Source organism: Stenotrophomonas sp. FR010 (genome assembly GCF_047520755.2).
Lineage (GTDB): Bacteria > Pseudomonadota > Gammaproteobacteria > Xanthomonadales > Xanthomonadaceae > Stenotrophomonas > Stenotrophomonas sepilia.
In genome coordinates this window covers 115,749-134,338 of the sequence record NZ_JAXBQT020000010.1, presented here as the reverse complement: position 1 = coordinate 134,338, position 18,590 = coordinate 115,749, and the positions used below count along the sequence as shown (strand labels likewise).

16 protein-coding genes and 1 tRNA gene are annotated in these 18,590 nt (G+C 66.0%); 6 read left to right on the top strand and 11 right to left on the bottom strand.

Translation table 11 applies throughout. The annotated features are described in order from the left end of the window. Positions 1–8: 8 nt before the first annotated feature. A complete protein-coding gene (locus ACM0PK_RS11300) occupies positions 9–650 on the bottom strand; it encodes a hypothetical protein (RefSeq protein WP_414607832.1) in 642 nt (213 codons plus the stop codon). 202 nt (positions 651–852) lie between these two features. Then, the gene (locus ACM0PK_RS11295) at positions 853–2,535 is read right to left on the bottom strand and encodes an ATP-dependent nuclease (RefSeq protein ID WP_414607822.1); all 1,683 of its coding nucleotides are present in this window, start codon (positions 2,533–2,535) and stop codon (positions 853–855) included. Positions 2,536–3,548: 1,013 nt separating this feature from the next. On the opposite strand from ACM0PK_RS11295, the gene ACM0PK_RS11290 reads away from it, so the two are divergent. Continuing rightward, a complete protein-coding gene (locus tag ACM0PK_RS11290) occupies positions 3,549–3,803 on the top strand; it encodes a helix-turn-helix transcriptional regulator (RefSeq protein ID WP_414607831.1) in 255 nt (84 codons plus the stop codon). A 77-nt stretch (positions 3,804–3,880) separates the two neighbouring features. On the opposite strand, the gene ACM0PK_RS11285 is transcribed toward ACM0PK_RS11290, so the two are convergent. The 4 genes from ACM0PK_RS11285 to dtd form a co-directional block, all read right to left on the bottom strand. Beyond that, positions 3,881–3,956, bottom strand: a tRNA-Ile gene (locus tag ACM0PK_RS11285). A 40-nt stretch (positions 3,957–3,996) separates the two neighbouring features. Continuing rightward, on the bottom strand, positions 3,997–4,308 hold the full coding sequence (locus ACM0PK_RS11280) for a hypothetical protein (RefSeq protein ID WP_065178790.1): 312 nt from the start codon (positions 4,306–4,308) through the stop codon (positions 3,997–3,999). 265 nt (positions 4,309–4,573) lie between these two features. Continuing rightward, positions 4,574–6,427 (bottom strand): RNA polymerase sigma factor RpoD, encoded by a 1,854-nt coding sequence (gene rpoD / locus ACM0PK_RS11275; RefSeq protein WP_005419586.1) that lies wholly within the window; start codon positions 6,425–6,427, stop codon positions 4,574–4,576. Positions 6,428–6,517: 90 nt separating this feature from the next. Further along, entirely contained in the window at positions 6,518–6,958 is a 441-nt protein-coding gene (gene dtd, locus ACM0PK_RS11270) for a D-aminoacyl-tRNA deacylase (protein ID WP_005419588.1), read from the bottom strand. A gap of 61 nt (positions 6,959–7,019) precedes the next feature. Between dtd and ACM0PK_RS11265 the strand changes: the two genes are divergently transcribed. The 4 genes from ACM0PK_RS11265 to ACM0PK_RS11250 all read left to right on the top strand — a co-directional run bounded on the left by ACM0PK_RS11265 (position 7,020) and on the right by ACM0PK_RS11250 (position 11,275). Further along, a complete protein-coding gene (locus ACM0PK_RS11265) occupies positions 7,020–7,940 on the top strand; it encodes a lauroyl acyltransferase (RefSeq protein ID WP_005419590.1) in 921 nt (306 codons plus the stop codon). An 87-nt stretch (positions 7,941–8,027) separates the two neighbouring features. Further along, a complete protein-coding gene (gene ribA, locus ACM0PK_RS11260; RefSeq protein WP_065196859.1) occupies positions 8,028–9,164 on the top strand; it encodes a GTP cyclohydrolase II RibA in 1,137 nt (378 codons plus the stop codon). Positions 9,165–9,239: 75 nt separating this feature from the next. Then, positions 9,240–9,740: a PH domain-containing protein gene (locus ACM0PK_RS11255; RefSeq protein WP_414607821.1), complete on the top strand. Its 501-nt coding sequence runs from the start codon at positions 9,240–9,242 to the stop codon at positions 9,738–9,740. After that, positions 9,737–11,275, top strand: a complete 1,539-nt coding sequence (locus ACM0PK_RS11250) for a PH domain-containing protein (protein WP_061478124.1) — start codon at positions 9,737–9,739, stop codon at positions 11,273–11,275. The genes ACM0PK_RS11255 and ACM0PK_RS11250 overlap by 4 nt, the downstream gene beginning before the upstream one ends. Positions 11,276–11,341: 66 nt before the next feature. On the opposite strand, the gene ACM0PK_RS11245 is transcribed toward ACM0PK_RS11250, so the two are convergent. Next, complete coding sequence (locus ACM0PK_RS11245; protein WP_134972416.1) at positions 11,342–12,400, bottom strand: CDP-glycerol glycerophosphotransferase family protein; 1,059 nt, start codon at positions 12,398–12,400, stop codon at positions 11,342–11,344. On the opposite strand from ACM0PK_RS11245, the gene ACM0PK_RS11240 reads away from it, so the two are divergent. Beyond that, positions 12,399–13,205 carry a glycosyltransferase family 2 protein gene (locus ACM0PK_RS11240; RefSeq protein WP_134972414.1) on the top strand — a complete coding sequence of 269 codons (807 nt, stop codon included), beginning with the start codon at positions 12,399–12,401 and terminating at the stop codon, positions 13,203–13,205. The two genes, ACM0PK_RS11245 and ACM0PK_RS11240, sit on opposite strands and share 2 nt — an antisense overlap. Before the next feature lie 30 nt (positions 13,206–13,235). On the opposite strand, the gene ACM0PK_RS11235 is transcribed toward ACM0PK_RS11240, so the two are convergent. The 4 genes from ACM0PK_RS11235 to fmt form a co-directional block, all read right to left on the bottom strand. Beyond that, positions 13,236–14,492 (bottom strand): O-antigen ligase family protein, encoded by a 1,257-nt coding sequence (locus ACM0PK_RS11235; RefSeq protein ID WP_134972415.1) that lies wholly within the window; start codon positions 14,490–14,492, stop codon positions 13,236–13,238. A gap of 152 nt (positions 14,493–14,644) precedes the next feature. After that, complete coding sequence (locus tag ACM0PK_RS11230) at positions 14,645–16,354, bottom strand: ArnT family glycosyltransferase (protein ID WP_180885131.1); 1,710 nt, start codon at positions 16,352–16,354, stop codon at positions 14,645–14,647. Positions 16,355–16,376: 22 nt separating this feature from the next. Then, positions 16,377–17,708, bottom strand: a complete 1,332-nt coding sequence (gene rsmB / locus ACM0PK_RS11225; RefSeq protein WP_414607820.1) for a 16S rRNA (cytosine(967)-C(5))-methyltransferase RsmB — start codon at positions 17,706–17,708, stop codon at positions 16,377–16,379. Between the two features lie 3 nt (positions 17,709–17,711). Further along, a partial coding sequence (gene fmt, locus ACM0PK_RS11220; protein ID WP_495498527.1) for a methionyl-tRNA formyltransferase occupies positions 17,712–18,590 on the bottom strand: 879 nt, incomplete at its 5' end.

Below are 18,590 nucleotides of genomic sequence, written 5' to 3'. Positions count from 1 at the left end.
AGCAGGCCTCAGCCCGGAGGGTCCGGCAAGCGGATTCCCTGCGCCGAAACAAAGGCGCGGGACTCGCTCCAATAGGCCTGTGGCGGTTCCCGCAGCTCTGGTCGCGCCCAGTAGTCGTTGCCATGCAATGCGCTCATCACATGGCACCAGCCGTCACGCGGATCGTGAACCTGAAATCGCCCGCGATGATGGCGCGGATGATACGCGTAGTGACCAAGCGCCTCCTGGCGCGCTTCATCCGGCAAACGACCCGCCTGATGGACCAGCGTCCATGCACGCATGTGGCGTGCATGCGCGAGCGCGCCCAGGTACTCGTCCTCATCCAGCAGTGGCACCTGCTCACCGCGGGCCAGGCACAGTGCGTCCGATTCGGCTTCGTAGTCCAGCGACGGCTGCGCCAGTTCCGGGTGCTGCTGCCAATACCTTTCGCCCTTCATGTGCAGCATCGCCCAGTGCCAGGGCTCGTCGTGGAAGATCAGCGCGTATTCGTATTCGCGGCCGGGGCTCTGGTCGGGATAGCGCTTCCGTGCCTGTTCGAGCGCCTGCGCCTCGGGCACCTGGCCATAGTGAACCAGGCACCAGGCGAACAGGTGCCGGCTGTCTTCGATTTCGGTGGTGAAGTCTTCCACCGGTGTATCGGTGTTGGGCATGGTCGATCCCTGTGTGCGGATCAGATGGTACCGACGCTGCGGGACGCACGGGGAGACCTGCAACCGGTTATGCGAGGTCAGTTGGTGGCCCACCACCACTCGCAAAATATCAATAAATCATTGGATTTTATTACGATGTTTAGCGAGCCCCGCACACAATTGCCGCCAACCGGTGACCAGTTTGTAAGTTACAAGCTCACCCTTACTGCCGAGGGTCGAGCCTACCCTCCAGTTCCGTGATCACAGCATCGATGGGGTCTCGTTGCCACGCCTTCAGTGCTACAGCAGGTGCTGCTGTGGCAAGAGCGGCGATCTTCACCTTGATCGACATTACGTCCATGTCTGAAAGAGGGTGTGCCTGCCTGGCGGCAATCGCGATCAGGCGATCCGACCACTTCATACGCCCCTCTTTGGTCAACGGCTTGCTGATGTCGACGCCGTACTCGTTCTCAAGGAGGCCCGCATACAAACCCTCGTCAATGAAATCTTCAAGCTCCGCCTCCTTGCCCCCCTGACGAGCCAGCTGGAACGCGTCTGCTGCTGCAATCAAGCCTGCGTCGATTGCTTTTCGCTTCGCTTCATCACCTGCTTTGTCCTTGTCCAGAAGCACCAAACAGCGGCACATGGAATCGCGCAAGAGTTGCAGCTTGTAGGTCAGATTGCTTGCACCTGAAAGAGAGTCGACAGCCAGCATTCCTGAATCTAACGCCTTCCCGAGCGACGCCGAGCAATGACGCAACAGTGAAGTGATCAGATGACGATCTGACTCCCCCTCGACGATCAGAACGAACTCTGCATTCCTGAGATTGTCTGATATACGGACCCCAAGCGCGTCTCGAATCTCTTGCACAGACTTCGACGCTCTAGCGCGCTTCTCATTGACGATAATATTTTTTGACACGTCCTTTCTATCAACGAACAACGGACAATGCGTCGTAATGATCACCTGGTGCTCTTTGCTCAGGTCGGCAATCACGTCCTGAAGTCTATGAATCGCACTCGGATGAAGATGCGATTCTGGCTCCTCAATTGCCAGCACCAAAGAGGCGCCCCCCTGCTGCGGCGTGACTGCGTGCTTCATCAAGGCCAGCGCAGCCAAACTCTGCACACCATCCCCCTTCTTATCTAAGAGAGTCGCAGTACCGTCGTCGATCGTGATGTTGTAGCTTGATCTAAGCGCTCGCTGTCTCGCCTCCTGCTCAGCGGAAACGGTTACGCGTTTTATGTCGGGAAGAAAGGCTTTGAGACTCGCTGTCAGACTCTTTCCCAAATGGTCGAGAATCGGCTTCTGAAGAACTGTAATTGCCTGCAGTGCTTGCTTGTACGCTGGAGAGCTTTCGATCTGAGCCAGATCATCCTGAATAAGCTGATGAATAACCCTTCGGGCCTCATCAGCGGTTCGTACAGCCGGGATGTGCTCAATTCTTAGATGCTGACGCAGGAACTCACGAATCTTGTGAGCCCGTTGGATCATCAACTCCTTGCCTCCACCCTGCTTTAACACATCGAAAGCCGGCGGAGCGTTGTCCCCAAGCTTGATTTCAATCTTCAGACGACCATTGTTCTTGCTACCAACGACGTTGCGGAACTCAGCACGCTCCTTCTCATCAAGTTGGAACTCGATATGAAAGATAGACTGCCCCGTCGGCTGCTTGGCCTGCAGTGATATAGGAAAATCCCTGTTCCAATCGTAGCCCCAGGTGCGGGTAAGCAGAGTTTCACGAGGCGAAGCACAAAGAAATCGCACGCAGGTGACCATCGCCCGAATGATGTTGCTCTTCCCCTCGTTGTTTGGACCGACAATCACTGTCGGATTTCCCAACGCAAGTTTTTCCGTGCGCTGAATACTCCGATAGTTGCTCAGTTCAAACGTCACGATCTGCATTTGGGAACTCGCTTGTAGGTTCGCCAAAGACTGCCTCAAATCGTTGACAACTTCCACGACATTTTATTGACGGAGGAACAGCAGCCCAGCGTGCTTGCCCCCACCGTCCGGGTACAGACGCGCGCACTCGTCTCCCCGCCACGCCTGCGCACTTCATAGGGTGCTTTTCCTGCGCTACCTGCGCACGGGCCAGCAGCAGAACCAGCAAGGCTGTCGGGGACAATGAGGGGTCATGCCGCCGCCTGCGAATCCCTGCACCAAATGGGGGTGATTGGTGAGGAGTTGAGCGGTCGCATGGATGCCAGACGTGCAGTCGCCAAAGAATGGAGGCAAGAGGGCATCCAATAGCGTCCAAGAAGAACGCACCACTACTTACAGTGTTTCAGGAAAGCTATGAAATGGGGTTGTGGAACACTTTTCTGGTTACAGCCCCTGTCCGGGCACTGTCGTCCCTCTTCCTCTGCCGCTTCTCCTGTCTCCCAACGGTCTTGCCGATATCACTGCTGCCCTGCCGCCTGCCGTTTCCTGCTTGAGAATTCTGACTCACTTATTTTGCTGGTTACATTGGTACGCTGGTTAAAGTGCGTCTCGAATTCATATATATCAACGATTTGCGCATTATTTGAGGGCTTACCAGTCATGGGGGAAGACTGGCTATACCGGTTACATCTAGCGTCGTAGTAGCGCATGACCTACTGCTGCTGCCCAGGCATCGCACCGCTGACGGGCTTACGTGACGACCCCGCCCACCTCCACAATGTCACTACGTCCGCACCCACCACGGATTACTCCCTCGAAACGCAAGTAGGCCGCCCTTGGGCGGCCTACTTGCTCGGCTCGGCCCGGCATCGGCTCACCGGGCAAGCCGTCAGGGTGCTACGGGCGCCAGGTCAAAAAACGGGGCGACCCCACCATGGACCTGACACAGATCGCAAACCTTCTGTTCACGGCGCGATCGGATTCGCACACTGCGCTGCTGTTGGCGCCCACCACTGAAGTAACGGAGGCCCGAGATTGGCGCAGCTGAGAGCATCCCCGAAGTACTGCTGAAGCTCGAGCAGATCGAAGCCCTGACCGGGATGAAGAAGAGCTACATCTACCGCGAAATGGACAAGGGCACTTTCCCGCCCAGGCACAAGGTCGGCGGCGGCACTCGCTGGTACCAGAGCGACATCAAGCGTTGGATCCGCGCACGCAGGAGCGCCCCGCAGTGGACGCCCGAGGATGTGGAGCGACCAGCGGCCAACTGTGATAGCAGCGGAGCGTAAACGGTCACCGAGCGGTCACCGTCCGGCGCTGGCTTGACGAAGAAGGCACTGCGGATGATCCTAAGTGCCTGATTCGATGGTGGGCCCACCAGGATTCGAACCTGGAACCAAGGGATTATGAGTCCCCTGCTCTAACCGTTGAGCTATAGGCCCTGCGCAGCGCCACAGTGTAGTGGAGGCCACGCTCGATCGGCTACCCGGCAGCAGCAAGAGCCTCAGCAACACGCCCCAACCGCTTCTCCGCCACGTCCGCAAACCACATCTGCCGCCGCAGATGTGCCTGGAACAGCGCCACCGTCCTTCTGGCCTCTTCCAGTGCCTTGTGGTTGCCGCCGTCAAAGCCCTCGACCAGTTCCGCACCAGACAGCGTCAGCAACGCATACGTCGTGCGGCGGGCAAACCCCAGCCGATCTTCACGCTCATCCTGCATCACCTCATCCCAATCAAGCAGCGACGGAAAATCAGTCTGCCGGGAATCAAACAGATCGTGCTCCACATCATTCATGGCCTCACTCCAAATGCATGACGAATCAGTGCAGCGGGCCGTATGTGATGTACGTGACCTGCTGCGCGCTTGCATCAGCGCCGATGGAGACCGGCCTGCCTACGCGATGTGTTGAGCATCTGCACGGTCAGCGTGCGGCTACCGCAGGAAGTAATCAAATGGCAGACGCGACATCGTCAGGATCCGACCGGCATGGCCGGGAACGACCAAAGAAAAACCCCGCACCAGGCGGGGTTTCTCTCAACGCTTCAACAGCCGCTGGCTATCAATCGATATCCAGGAAGCTGCGCAGCTGCTCCGAACGGCTCGGGTGACGCAGCTTGCGCAGGGCCTTCGCTTCGATCTGGCGGATGCGCTCGCGGGTCACGTCGAACTGCTTGCCGACCTCTTCCAGCGTGTGGTCGGTATTCATGTCGATGCCGAAGCGCATGCGCAGCACCTTGGCCTCCCTCGGGGTGAGGCCGGCCAGCACGTCGCGCACGGTTTCGGACAAGTTGATGTTGGTGGTGTTCTCGATCGGGGACTCCACGTTGGTGTCCTCGATGAAGTCGCCCAGATGGGAATCCTCGTCGTCGCCGATCGGGGTTTCCATCGAGATCGGCTCCTTGGCGATCTTCATCACCTTGCGGATCTTGTCTTCCGGCATGTCCATTTCCTTGGCCAGCTCCTCCGGCGTAGCCTCGCGGCCGTACTGCTGGAGCATCTGGCGGGAAATGCGGTTCAACTTGTTGATCGTCTCGATCATGTGCACCGGAATTCGGATGGTGCGCGCCTGGTCGGCGATCGAGCGGGTGATCGCCTGGCGGATCCACCAGGTGGCGTAGGTCGAGAACTTGTAGCCGCGGCGGTACTCGAACTTGTCCACGGCCTTCATCAGGCCGATGTTGCCTTCCTGGATCAGGTCGAGGAACTGCAGGCCACGGTTGGTGTACTTCTTGGCAATCGAGATCACCAGGCGCAGGTTGGCCTCGACCATTTCCTTCTTGGCCTTGCGCGCCTTGGCTTCGCCGTAGGCCATGGCACGGCTGATTTCCTTCAGCTCTTCCAGGTCCAGCTGGGTCAGCTTCTCGATGTCGATCGTCGCCTGCTGTTCGGCGATGATCTGGTCCTTCACTTCGCGCAGGGCCGACGACCACTTCTGCTTGCGCTTCAGTGCGTCTTCCACCCACTCCAGGTTGGTCTGGTTGCCTTCCCAGGAACGGATGAAGTCCTTGCGCGGCATGCGCGCGGTGACGGTGGCCAGGTTCAGCACACGGCGCTCATGCGACTTGATGTCGGCCATGGTGTCGCGCAGCTGCTTGGTCAGCACGTCGGTCAGCGGCAGCGGCAGCTTCAGGGTGACGAACACCGCCGACATCTCTTCGCGCAGGCGCGGCAGGTTCTTCTTGTCGCCCTTGGTCGCGGCCTTCTTGAAAGCGTTGAAGGCATCGCTCAGTGCCTGCATGCGCGCGGCGACTTCCTCCGGATCCGGACCGGTCGGTGCGGCTTCTTCATCGCCACCGTCGACATCGTCGTCCTCGTCCTCGTCGCCTTCGGCGTCCGCATCGGCGCTGTCATCGGCAACGACCGCCGGCGGTGCCGGCTCTTCGTCGACCAGGTCGTTGAAGCCGACGATCACTTCGGCCAGGCGCTTCTTGCCTTCCTTGTGGGCTTCGTAGTCGTTCAGCAGCGACTCGACCGAAACCGGGAACTGGCCCAGGGCCGCCTGGACCTGCGAAAGGCCTTCCTCGATGCGCTTGGCGATGGCGATTTCGCCTTCGCGGGTCAGCAGCTCGACGGTGCCCATTTCGCGCATGTACATGCGCACCGGGTCGGTGGTACGGCCACCTTCGGTGTCGAGCGCGCTCAGCGCGGCGGCAGCTTCTTCAGCCGCGGTGTCATCGACTTCGCGGTTGCCGGTGTTGCCATCGTTGAGAAGCAGGGTTTCCACATCCGGCGCAACTTCATGGACATCAATGCCCATGCCGTTGATCATGCCGATGATGTCTTCGATCTGTTCCGGGTCGACCATGTCGTCCGGCAGATGGTCATTGACTTCGGCGTAGGTCAGGTAGCCCTGTTCCAGGCCCTTGCTGATCAGTTGCTTGATTTCGGATTGGGCAGGACGTTCGTTGGCCATGTAGTGCTCGCGCCACCGGCTAGGGAGAAATAGGGAACGTAGCATTATACCAGCCCGGGGCCCCGCCTGCCGGGCGGTGGTCCCGCAGGCTCAGGGCCTGAGAAGGAAGGTCACGGGACCGTCATTGACCAGGCTGACGACCATATGGGCACCAAATCGGCCCGTTTCCACCCCGGGCGCGTGATTTTCACGACAGATCTCGACAAATCGATTGAACCCGCGTTCAGCCTCGTCCGGCGGTGCGGCGGTCGTGAAACTGGGGCGCATGCCCGAACGGGTATCGGCGGCCAGGGTGAACTGGCTGACCAGCAGCAGGCCGCCGCCGGTGTCGCGCAGCGACCGGTTCATCTTCCCGGCCTCGTCGGCGAACACCCGGTAGCCCAGCAGGCGCTCGGCCATCCGTCGCAGCTGGGCCTCGGTATCGCCCGGTTCCATGCCGACCAGGGCCAGCAGGCCGGGGCCGATCTGCCCCACCACTTCCTGGTCGACATGGACGGCGGCCTGGCTGACGCGCTGGATCAGGACGAGCATCGTGGGCTTCCAATGAACAGGGCCGGCCACGATAGCAGCGCCCTTGGCTAAACTGGCGCCGATGAATCCGCAACGCAAAGCCCGGCTGGTCTACCGCGCCACCACCCTGTTCGCCCGCCTGCCCTGGCCAGTGCTGCGGGGGTTCGCGCATGCCCTGGCGTGGACGTGGGTCCGTCTCAACGCTCGCGAGAGCCGCGTCACCCGGCGCAACCTGGAACTGGCCTACCCGGAACTGGACGGTCCGGCGCGCGACCGCCTGCACCGCGAGCTGCTGCGCTCCACTGCCCTGCAGGCCATCGAGACGCTGCGGCTCTGGAGCCAGAGGCCGGCCGACAACCTGCGCCTGCACCTGAAGCAGCGCCACGGCGAAGCCCTGTACGACGCGGCGCTGGCCAGCGGCAAGGGTGTGATCGTGGCCGCCCCCCACTTCGGCAACTGGGAGCTGCTGAACCAGTGGCTGGCCTCGCGCGGGCACATCGCCATCGTCTACAAGCCACCGGAGGACGAGGCCAGCGACGCCTTCCTGCAGCTGGTGCGGGGCGGCCAGAACGTGCAGCAGGTGCGCGCCGAGGGCCCCGCCGTGCGCCAGCTGTTCAAGGTGCTCAAGGACGGTGGTGCCACCGGCATCCTGCCCGACCAGCAACCCAAGGCCGGCGACGGCGTGTTCGTGCCGTTCTTCGGCGTGCAGGCACTGACCATGACCCTGGTCAACCGGCTGGCCGAGCGCACCGGCGCCACCGTGCTGTATGGCTGGTGCGAGCGCATCGGGCCGGACATGGAATTCGCCCTGCACATCGAGCCGACCGACCCGGCCGTGGCCGACCCGGACCCGCAGGTGGCGGCCACCGCGCTCAACGCCGGCATCGAGCGCATCGCCCGCCGCGACCCGACGCAGTACCAGTGGACCTACAAGCGCTATACGCTGCGGCCACCGGGCAGCGGCGAGGAAGACCCGTACGCGACCGAAGAGCATCCGCACTGACGGTCGCACCACGCGGGCCCGTCCGGCCCCTGCGACCGGCGGCCGCACCACGTTGAATACGACGCCGTCGCCCCCATAGAGACTGCGATGTCCGCCTCCCCCGGTCCTGCCATGCCTGCTGCCTCTTCCCTGTTCGGCGACCCCGCCGCGATCCGCTGCGAACGCGCGGTGGCCGAACTGCGTGCCGGTCGCCCGGTACTGCTCCACGATGGCCAGGGCCAGCGCCTGGCGGTGATTGCACTGGACAGCGCCACTGCCAGCAGCTTTGCCACGTTCGCCGCTGCCGCGCGCGAGCGCCACTACCTGTTCCTGACCGCCACCCGCGCCCGCGTGCTCGGCGTGGAAGCACCGGAAGGCGCGCGCCTGCCGCTGGCCGGCATTGCCTTCGATACCCTGCCCTCGCTGGGTTACCTGCGCGAGCCCGGCCCCATGCCCGACGGCTGGGCGGCCGGCGACGCCTTCGATGCCGGCGCGGTGGAGCTGGCCCGCCTGGGCCTGCTGCTGCCGGCGATGGTCGCGGTGCGCCTGGACGTGGATGACCACACGTTCGACGGTGCCGCCGAGGTGGCCCTGTGCGACCTGGCCGAAGGCGCAGCACATGCGGCCCACGACTACGAACTGGTGGCGCGTTCGCCGGTACCGCTGCGCGACGTCGGCATGACCACCTTCGCGGTGTTCCGCGGCGGCGTGGCCCAGCGCGACCAGGTCGCGATCATCGTCGGCGAACCGGACCTGTCGTCGGTGGTACCGGTACGCGTGCACTCCTCGTGCCTGACCGGCGACCTGTTCGGCTCGCTCAAGTGCGACTGCGGCGACCAGCTGCGGCGCGGGCTGCGCAAGCTGAAGGAACTGGGCGGTGGCGTGCTGCTGTACCTGGACCAGGAGGGCCGCGGCACCGGCATCGCCGCCAAGATGCGCGCCTACGGCTACCAGCACGACGGCCTGGACACCATCGACGCCGATGCGCAGCTGGGCTTCGGTGCCGACGAACGCCGCTACGGCAGTGCGGTAGCGATGCTGCATGGCCTGGGCATTTCGCGCGTGGCTCTGCTCAGCAACAACCCGACCAAGGCACAGCGCCTGCGCAACGCCGGCATCGAGGTGCTGGACTGCATTCCGGTCACCGGCGAGATCACCGCGGAAAACGAGCACTACCTGCGCACCAAGGCCGATCGTGCTGGCCACCTGCTGGATGTCGATGCGCTGATCCAGGCTGCCCAGTAACGCAGCCGACCTGCTACCGTCTGCGCGGTGCGGCCACCGCCGCCGCCGCTCGCCCTGCCACCTGACGGAGCCCGCGTGACCGACGTCGCCCCTATCGCCCCGACCACCGAAGCCTGGCAATCGCTGCCGCAACGTGCCGCCCGCCTGGCCACACTGGAAGGCGCCTTCGGCGGACTGTTCGTACCGGGTCTGCCACTGGCCGCAGCTGCCTGGTTCTTCGATCTGCCCGGCGGCCTGTGGACTGCCGCCCTGGGGCTGCTGATCGGCATCCTCTTCGGCGCCTGGCTCGGCCGCCGGCGACTGACCCGCACCCGCTGGCGCCTGGATGACCAGGGCCTGGGCCTGCGCCGCGACCTGATGTGGCAGCTGGAAACCCGCATTCCCATATCGCGCGTACAGCACCTGGACCTGCGCCGGGGCCCGTTGGAGCGCCGCGCCGGCCTGGCCACGTTGATCGTGCACACTGCCGGCACCCGCATGAGCGCGGTCACCGTCAACGGCCTGGATGAAGCCGACGCCGAGCGCCTGCGCGACACCCTCTCGCACCAGCTCGACCAGGACGCCGACGCCCTGTGAGCCTGCCGCCGCCCCTGCCCGCATCGCTGCCTGCCGGTGGCGAGGACCATCGCCTGCACCCGTGGTCGTGGTTGTTCGTGCTGCTGATGCAGCTGCGCCACTACTTCCTGCCGCTGGTCGCGCTGCTGGTGTTCGGCCAGCGTGGCGAGCGCGACCCGATGTGGGCGCAGTTGATTCCACTGTCGGCGATCGCGGCACTGGTGCTGGTCTCGGTGCTGCAGTACCTCAGCTACCGCTACCGCATCGGCAGCGATGCCATCACCGTGCGCAGCGGGCTGCTGGCGCGCAACCGCCGCGAGATCCCGTTCGCCCGCATCCACAACGTGGAAGTGCGGCAGAACCCGTTGCACCGGCTGTTCGGTGTGGCCGAGCTGCGCCTGGAATCGGCCGGCGGCGTGCGGCCGGAAGCCGAGATGCGGGTACTGAGGCTGGACCAGGCGCTGGCGCTGGAACGGCTGGTGCGCCAGCGTGGGCAGGCACCGCAGCCCGCCGACGCCGTTGCCACTCCCTCGATCACCGGGGCCGACACCGAACAGGTGCTGCTGCGCCTGTCGAGCTGGGACGTGGTGCGCATGGGCCTGCTCTCCAACCGCGGATGGGCACTGGCGATCGCCGCCTTCGGCGTGCTGTTCCAGACCGTGCCCCGGCCGGTGATGGACGCGGCCATCCAGCGTGGTGGCAGGGAGGCCTTCGGCTACGCAAGCCACCTGCATCCCGGCGTGGCCGGCGCCTTCCTGCTGCTGGCCGCAGCCCTGCTGCTGGGCTGGCTGGCGCTGCGTGCGTTGTCGGTGGTGCTGACCCTGCTGCGCTATCACGGCTTCACTCTCAGCGAGCAGGATCGCCGGCTGACCGTCTCGGCTGGCCTGGTCAGCCGAACCCGCAGCAGTGTCGCGCGTCGCCGCATCCAGGCCTGGACGCTGTACGAGACCACCCTGCATCGCTGGTTCGGCCTGCGCCAGCTGCGCGTCGACAGCGCCGCCGGCGGCCCTTCGCGGGACCAGGACCGCGCTCTGCGCGAACTGGCACCGCTGGCCCCGGCAATGCGCTGCGAGCAGCTGGTGCAGCACCTGTTGCCTCAACTGCAGTGGCCGCCGGCGCAATGGCAGTCCATTCCGCAGCGTGGCTGGTGGCGGCTGTGCCTGGGCGCGCTGCTGCTGGTTCCCTTGCTGGCCGCCGCCGCGTACTGGCGCTGGGGATCATGGGGCCTGATCGTGCTGGCCTGGCTGCCGCTGGCGCTGCTGGTGGCCCACCGGCAGATGGCGCGCATGGGCTGGTACCTGGATGACCACTACGTCGCCGTGCGTGGCGGCTGGTGGAAGCGCTGGTGGCGCTGGGCCGAGCTGGACAAGGTGCAGGGCCTGCGCCTGCTGCGCTCGCCACTGGACAAGCTGCTGGGCACCAGCAGCCTGCAGCTGGATACCGCCGGCGCGCATGGTGATGTGGCGTTGATCCTGCACTACCTGCCGCAGGCGCAGGCGCAACAGGTGATGGATCAACTGGCGGCCGCGCTGGCGCGGCGCAAGCTGCGCTGGTAGGTAGTGCCGGGGGCCGCGCATCCACGCATGGCGTGGATCTACTGTAGAGCCGAGCCCACGCTCGGCTTACCGCTGCGACGGCCCCCAATACCCCAGGTCCTTGCGGATCTGCAGGTCGCGTACCCAGCTGCCGAACGGCTTGCGCCGCAACACGCCCATTTCACCGGACAGGAAATCCTCGGTAGCCGCAATCACGCGCTCGCTGGACAGGCCATCGCGGTACGGATGGATGGCATCGGCGTAGCGCACGATCTCCGCGTGCAGCGCGGCGTCGGGATGCAGCGCGCGCTGCAGCATCGCCGGCAGCTGCACCGGGTCATCGAAGTCGATCATGTGCGGCTTGGGCACCCGGTTGCGGAAGGTCACCACCGGCTTGTGCTGGACGATGAACTCCGAAACGATCGAGGACGTATCGGACACCAGCACATCGGCGGCGCGCTGTGCGGCCATCACCTGCTCCGGCTCGATGAAGCGCGCATTGGCACCGGCCAGCGCGCGGTAGCGTTCGAACAATTCCGGTGGGCACTTCGGGTGCAGGGTCAGCAGCCAGTAGCGGTTGCCCTCTGCGATGTCGGCAGCGATCTGCGCATGCAGGTGCGGAGCTGCGCTCAGGCGTTCGGTGAAGGTCGAACCGAACAGGATCACCGGGCGTCCTCCAGCGGCGGCGCGCAGCGCGGCGCTCTCGCCACCATCGTCGCGGAACAGCGGATCCAGCTTCGGCCAGCCGGTCTCGGCCACCGCGAAGTGGCCCTGCAGGGCCGCGATCTCACGAAACGGCCCGGTGGTGGCCGGCCCCTGCGTGCAGTACAGGTCGAACATGCCGCGCACCCGGAAGTGGCCGCGCGCACTGTCCCGCTTCTCCACGTTGAAGCCATGGAACAGCTGCACCTTGGCGCCGGACAGGAAGGTCGGCACCCAGTTGGCGGCGCTGAACACCGCCCGCGGCCGCATTGCCAGCGCCTGCTTGAGGCCGATGTTGGGCACGCCCGGCAGCTGGCTGCCGGCCGCGCCGCCCTCGAACCAGGCCGCCACCTCCTGCCCGGAGACGTGCAAGGCCTGCGCCAACGGGGCGAGAATAGGCAGCGCATAGCGCTCCGTCGCAAACAACAGGTACCCGGCCATCATGTCCTCCACGACCGCTCCCATCGAACGGCCTCGCATCTCGGCCTGCATTATCGCGTTCAACGAGGCCGGCCGCATCGGCGACTGCCTGGCCTCGCTGGCCTTCTGCGATGAGATCGTCGTCGTGGACTCCTACTCCACCGATGCCACCGTGGCCATCGCCGAGGCCGCAGGCGCCCGCGTGCTGCAGCGCCCGTTCGACGGCTTCCGCAGCCAGAAGGCGTACTGCGTCGAGCAGGCCGGCCACGACTGGGTGCTGTGCCTGGACGCCGATGAGCGGATCAGCCTGGAACTGCGTGAGGCCATCGAACAGGCCCGCGACGGTGGCTTCGCTGGCCATGCCGGCTATCGCTTCGCACGCCTGTCGGAGTACTTCGGCAAGTTCCTGCGCCATGGCAATGCCTACCCGGACCGGGTGATGCGCCTGTTCGACCGCCGCCGTGGCGGCTGGCGCGGCAAGCGCGAGATCCACGAGGCCGCCAGCGTCGATGGCAGTGTCGGTACCCTGCGCGGCGACCTGGTCCACTACCCCTACCGCTCCTTGCAGCAGCAGCTGGCCAAGACCGAGAAGTACGCGCGGATGATGGCCGAGCACGAGTTCGCGCGCGGCAAGCGGGCCACGCTGGGCAAGCTGGTGCTGGCACCGGCCTGGCGGTTCTGGCGCGGCTTCGTGTTCCGTGGCGGCTTCCGCGACGGCTGGCATGGCCTGGTCTACGCTTATGTGCGCGCCAACTACGTGCGCCAGAAGACCATCATGCTGTGGATGCTGGGCAACGGCCAGGCCGTGGCCGACCCGCCGAACCCCTGATCGCCGGGCCCTGCCCGGCGCGCCGATGCGTCACGCCCCGGTGACTGCCCGGTGGCGCGCGCCTTCGACGATCGACAGGCCGGTCAGCAGGCCGACCAGGGTCACATAGAAACTGGCCGTCATCTGGTGCGCGAACATCGACTGGGTCAGGCCGCACAGCGCATAGGTGATCACCAGCATGATGCCGGCTGCGGCCGGCCCCCGGAAGGTCGTCCGTCCGCTGCGGCGATGAAGCCGCACGAACAACCCTAGCGGGATGCCATACACCGCCAGCAACAGCAGCAGGCCCGGTACGCCCTGGGTCGCTGCCCATTCGGCAACATCGTTGTGTGCATGCCCCAGGTGGCAACGCAACTCTTCCGGATTCTCGCGGCAGACCGGCACGCGCAGCATCGCGCTGTCGAAATGACCGATGCCAACGCCCACCAGCGGGTGATCGAGGAAGGTCTCCCAGGCCACCTGCAGGCGTTCCACGCGGGCCCCGGCGGAAGAATCACTGTCGCCCTGCTCCATCCGCTGCACGTCGCTGTGCAGCTCGCTCAGGCGCACCTGGTGACGCAGCTCCGGTACCGACAACAGCAGGGTCGCACCGATCGCCAGCATGCCGGCCAGCACCGACAGGCGCGCCGCACCGGTGCGCCAGCGCAGGCTCAGTGCCAGCACCACCAGCAGCGCCAGCAGGGCGGCGAACACGCCGCGGCTGCCGGTCAGCACGATGGTGCCGCAGCCGGCGGCCATGCCGAGGATCACCAGCGACCAGCGCCGCGACGGGCGACAGAACACCAGCAGCACCATCAACACCATCACGATGTCGGCCAGCACGATGGCATTGGTGAACAACTCTGCGCGCGCGGCGCCACCCAGCACCTGCCACAGCGACATCGCGAAGGTGGCGAGCAGGCCGGTCAATGATCCGTACCAGAGCCACCGCAGGTTGGGACGCAGCGCGCAGACCCAGAGCGCGATCCACGGGATCACCACGAATCGCGAGCGGTTGTCGACGTCACGCAGGCCCTGCTCGAACAAGACCACCGACAGTACGCCGAGCGCCAGCACCGCCAGCATCAGCCAGGCCAGCACTTTCACCGGCTGACCGGCCATGCCGCGCGCGCGCCACAGCAGCTCCGGCGCCAGCAGCGTGCTGAGCAGCAACAGCAGGCCATACGGCAGCAGGTTGATCGGCACGGTCAGCACCAGTGCCGGCAGGCAGAACAGGCCCAGCTGGGCCAACGCATGCGCGACCCCATGGCGCCCACCGGCGGGAACGCCCAGCGGGTCGCCGGCCAAGGGGTTCAGGTTGTCCGGTGAAGCTGGCACGTCGGGAAGTATCGCTGCAATCTGCGGGAAGAACGGGAAGGACCAACGGGGGCCGTCCCAGCCTGCTGTTTTACTGCCTTTGGGCCCGCTTGGGCAGACTGGACAAGCCGGAATCGTGGTGACTAGTCATGTTCCTGCAAACGCCGTTCACGTTCGCGCTCCTCTGCAGTGACCACGCAGGGCACCTTCACCGCTGCTGCCGGCACCAGCCACCAGCGCCGCCGGTTGGCCACGCCGGCCAGTTCAGAACGGTTGCGGTCGACGCACGACAGCATCGCGTATTCGTGCACCAGCAACCAGCGGCGTCCGGGCGCCAGCCGCTGCCAGCGCGTGGCCGCAATCAGCTGCTCGTCCCAGTCCGTCTCGAAACCGAAGGTCGCTGCAGGACGGTCGGCCAGCAGCAGATGCTGCTCCTTCCAGGCCACCAGCCCCAATTCGGCATCCGGGCCCAGACGGCTGCCAACCGTGCGCATCAGGCCGCGGGCGGAACTGGAATCGTTCAGCAGCGGATAGCCGACCAGGCTGTACAGCACCCAGACCATCGCCAGGGTCGACACCAGCGCCAGATGCCGGCGACGGCCGCAGGCCAGCAGGCTCAATCCGCCCCACACGCCCATCGCCAGGATTGTCCAGGCCAGTGCGTCGACGGCGCCGAGCGCCAGCCCGCGGCTGTGGGTCAGGCGCAGCTCGAAGGCCGGCTCGCCCAGCACCGCCATCGCACCGGCCAGGGCCAGGCCCAGTGACAGCAGGCCGGTGAACACCCCCACCACGGCCTGCACATCGCGCCGCCTCAGCAATCCAGGCAACAGCGGCGCCAGCACCAGGCAGAACATCGGCAGTGCCGGCAGGATGTACACATCGCGCTTGCCGGCGGGAATCGAGAAGAACAGCACCACCATCAGCCACCAGGCCAGCGGCAGCAGGTAGCGCGGGTCGCGGCGGCGAAGCCGGCGGCGCCACGCCGGAATCGCCCAGGGCAGGGCCAGGAACGCCGGGATCCACATCAGCGGCATCGTCGCCAGGAAGTACCAGGCAGGCTGGTGATGGTCCCAGGAATGGGCGTAGCGCCGCGCCGTCTGCTGGAACAGGATGTCGTCCATGTAGGCCCGGTACTCATCCGAGCCGGTGGCAAAGCCGGCCAGCAGCATCGGCGCCAGCCACAACGACACCGCAAGCAGGAAGGCCAGCGGTGCCAGCCAGAAACGCGCGTCGCGCGCATGCAGTCCCACCCGTGGCCACTGCAGCGCCGCGGCGATCGCCGCAGGCACGAGCATCAGCAGCGCCAGCATCCCCACGCCCTTGGTGATCACGCCGATGCCAGCAAAGAACCAGCCCAGCCACCACCAGCGCCAGCTGGGTCCCAGCAGAAGGTGGCGCAGCAGGCCGTAGTTGGCCAGGGTGATGAACAGCAGCAGCAGTGGGTCGATCTGCGCCTTCTTCGCCTGGAAGGTGAACTGCAGCGCGAACAGCAGCGCCCAGCCGGCATACAGCCCCACCCGCCGCGTCCACAGGCGCCGCCCCAGGTCGACCACGCACCACAGCGTGCCCAGGGCCGCCAGCAGCGACGGCAGCAGGAAGGCCACGCGCCAGTGCCCGACCAGGCTGTACAGCGTGGCCTGCCACCACATCAGCATCGGCGGCTTGTCCGAGTACAGCTCGGTGCCGCGATGCGGGAACAGCCACTGCCCGCTGTCGAACATCTGCTTGGCCACCAGCGCGAAGCGCGGTTCGTCCGACGGCCACGGATCACGAAGGCCCAGCCCGGCCCCCAGCACCAGCAGGGCCATCACCACGAACAACCACGTCTCGCGCGACGCGCGGGATTTCAGCATGGGACTCGGAACGTCAGCGGGGTCAGGCTGTTTTTAGCAGACGCGCGTAAAAGAAACCGTCAGCATCGTTGTCACCCGGCAGGCGCTGGCGCGCAATCCCCTCGCAATCGAGGCCGAATGTGTCATCCAGAGGCTGTGCCGCTGCGTCCGGATGCCACTTCAGGAAGGCTCGCACCTGGTCGACGTTCTCGGCGCGCAGGATCGAACAGGTGGCGTACAGCAGCACGCCTCCCGGGCGCAGCATCGACCAGCAGGCCTCCAGCAGGCGGGCCTGCACGCCGACCAGCGCATCGATGTCCTCGGCGCGGCGGTGGAACATCACGTCCGGCTGGCGGCGGATCACGCCGGTGGCCGAGCACGGGGCATCCAGCAGGATGGCGTCGAACGGCGTGCCGTCCCACCAGGCCCCGGGATCGCTGGCATCGGCCACCCGGGTCTGCGCGCCCTCGCCCACACCGGTGCGGGTGTAGGTATCGCGGGCGCGCGCGAGGCGACGCGCATCGATATCGAGCGCCAGCAGGCGCAGACTGGGGTCACGTTCCAGCAGGTGCGCCGACTTGCCACCGGGCGCCGCACAGGCGTCCAGCACGCGGGCGCCGGTCGCGGGCGCCAGCGCGTCGGCTGCGCATTGCGCCGACAGGTCCTGTACCGACAGTGCACCGTCGGCAAAACCCGGCAGCTGGTTCACCGCAACGGGGGCCGCCAGGCGCAATGCATCGGCGCAGAGCGCGCTGGGTTCGGCGGCAATGCCCGCCTCGGCCAGTGCCGCCAGTGCCTTGTCACGGCCACCGTGCTGGCGGTTGGCACGCAGCCACAACGGTGCCGGTTGCAGGCTGGCGCTGAAGATCGCCTCGGCCTGTGCCGGCCAATCGCGTTCCACCGCATCGGCCAGCCATTCCGGGAAGGCATCGCGCGCCGGCTGCTCCGGGAAACCTTCGCGCTGCGCGCGGCGCAGGATCGCGTTGACCAGGCCGGCCTGGCGCTCACGGCCCAGCGCACGCGCGGCATCGACCGTGGCCGACAGCGCCGCATGCGCCGGCAGTTCCAGCACGTCCAGCTGGGCGAAGCCCACCATCAACAGGGTGCGCAGGTCGGCGTCGCGCGCCGACAGCGGCTTCTGCATCCACGACTGCAAGGCAGCGTCATAGGTACTGCGGCGACGCAGCACCGCAAAGCACAGCGCTTCCAGCAAGGCACGATCGCGGCTGTCGTCCAGCTTCGGCAGCGCCCAGGCCAGTTCGGCCTTCAATGAACGGCCACGGGTGAACACCTGTGCCAGCACACGCGCGGCCAGCATGCGCGTGGCCGCGCCCGGCGCCGCCTTGGCCACGGAGAAATCGTTCTGCTTCGACACCGCTTATGCTCCCACGCGCAGATCACGGCGGGCGTTGAGGTAGTCGGCGGCGGTGATCGCCTTGCCGCCTTCGCGCTGCAGCGTACGCAAGCGCAGTGCACCCTGGCCACAGGCGATGTCGATGCCATCGCGGCTGGCCGCCAGCACCGTGCCCGGCGCTTGGCCGTGGGCCGCATCCAGCGCCACCGCGCCATGGATGCGCACGCGTTCGCCAGCCAGCGTCGCTTCGGCGATCGGCCACGGATTGAAGGCACGCACGGTACGCGCCAGCACATCGGCGCCCTGCGCCCAGTCCAGACGGGCTTCGGCCTTGTCCAGCTTGTGCGCATAGGTCACGCCCTGCTCCGGCTGCGGCCGCGCGATCGGCTTGATGCCGGCCCGCAGCAGGCCCAGGCCGTCGGACAGGACCTGTGCACCCAGCTCGGCCAGCTTGTCATGCAGCTGGCCACCGGTATCGGTGGCAGCGATCGGCAGTTCCTGGTGCAGCAGCACCGGGCCGGTATCCAGGCCCGCTTCCATCTGCATCAGGCACACACCGGTCTTTGCGTCACCGGCCTGGATCGCGCGCTGGATCGGCGCAGCACCGCGCCAGCGTGGCAGCAGCGAGGCATGCACGTTCCAGCAGCCGTGGGTCGGGATCGCCAGTACCGCCTTGGGCAGGAGCAGACCGTAGGCCACCACCACCATCAGGTCCGGCTGCAGGTCGCGCAGCTGCTGCTGTGCAGCCTCGTCCTTCAGTGATTCGGGCTGGTAGACCGGAATGCCACGGGCCACGGCCTCGAGCTTGACCGGCGACGGTGCCAGGCCACGGCCACGGCCTGCCGGCCGGTCAGGCTGGGTATAGACGGCCACGACCTCGTGGTGGCGCGCCGCGGCGCGCAG

Excerpts from the sequence above, each read along its gene's own strand:
- ACM0PK_RS11300 (WP_414607832.1), bottom strand. The coding sequence starts at position 650 with ATGCCCAACACCGATACACCGGTGGAAGACTTCACCACCGAAATCGAA.
- ACM0PK_RS11295 (WP_414607822.1), bottom strand. The coding sequence starts at position 2,535 with ATGCAGATCGTGACGTTTGAACTGAGCAACTATCGGAGTATTCAGCGC.
- ACM0PK_RS11280 (WP_065178790.1), bottom strand. The coding sequence starts at position 4,308 with ATGAATGATGTGGAGCACGATCTGTTTGATTCCCGGCAGACTGATTTT.
- rpoD (WP_005419586.1), bottom strand. The coding sequence starts at position 6,427 with ATGGCCAACGAACGTCCTGCCCAATCCGAAATCAAGCAACTGATCAGC.
- dtd (WP_005419588.1), bottom strand. The coding sequence starts at position 6,958 with ATGCTCGTCCTGATCCAGCGCGTCAGCCAGGCCGCCGTCCATGTCGAC.
- ACM0PK_RS11265 (WP_005419590.1), top strand. The coding sequence starts at position 7,020 with ATGAATCCGCAACGCAAAGCCCGGCTGGTCTACCGCGCCACCACCCTG.
- ribA (WP_065196859.1), top strand. The coding sequence starts at position 8,028 with ATGTCCGCCTCCCCCGGTCCTGCCATGCCTGCTGCCTCTTCCCTGTTC.
- ACM0PK_RS11240 (WP_134972414.1), top strand. The coding sequence starts at position 12,399 with ATGTCCTCCACGACCGCTCCCATCGAACGGCCTCGCATCTCGGCCTGC.
- ACM0PK_RS11245 (WP_134972416.1), bottom strand. The coding sequence starts at position 12,400 with ATGATGGCCGGGTACCTGTTGTTTGCGACGGAGCGCTATGCGCTGCCT.
- ACM0PK_RS11230 (WP_180885131.1), bottom strand. The coding sequence starts at position 16,354 with ATGCTGAAATCCCGCGCGTCGCGCGAGACGTGGTTGTTCGTGGTGATG.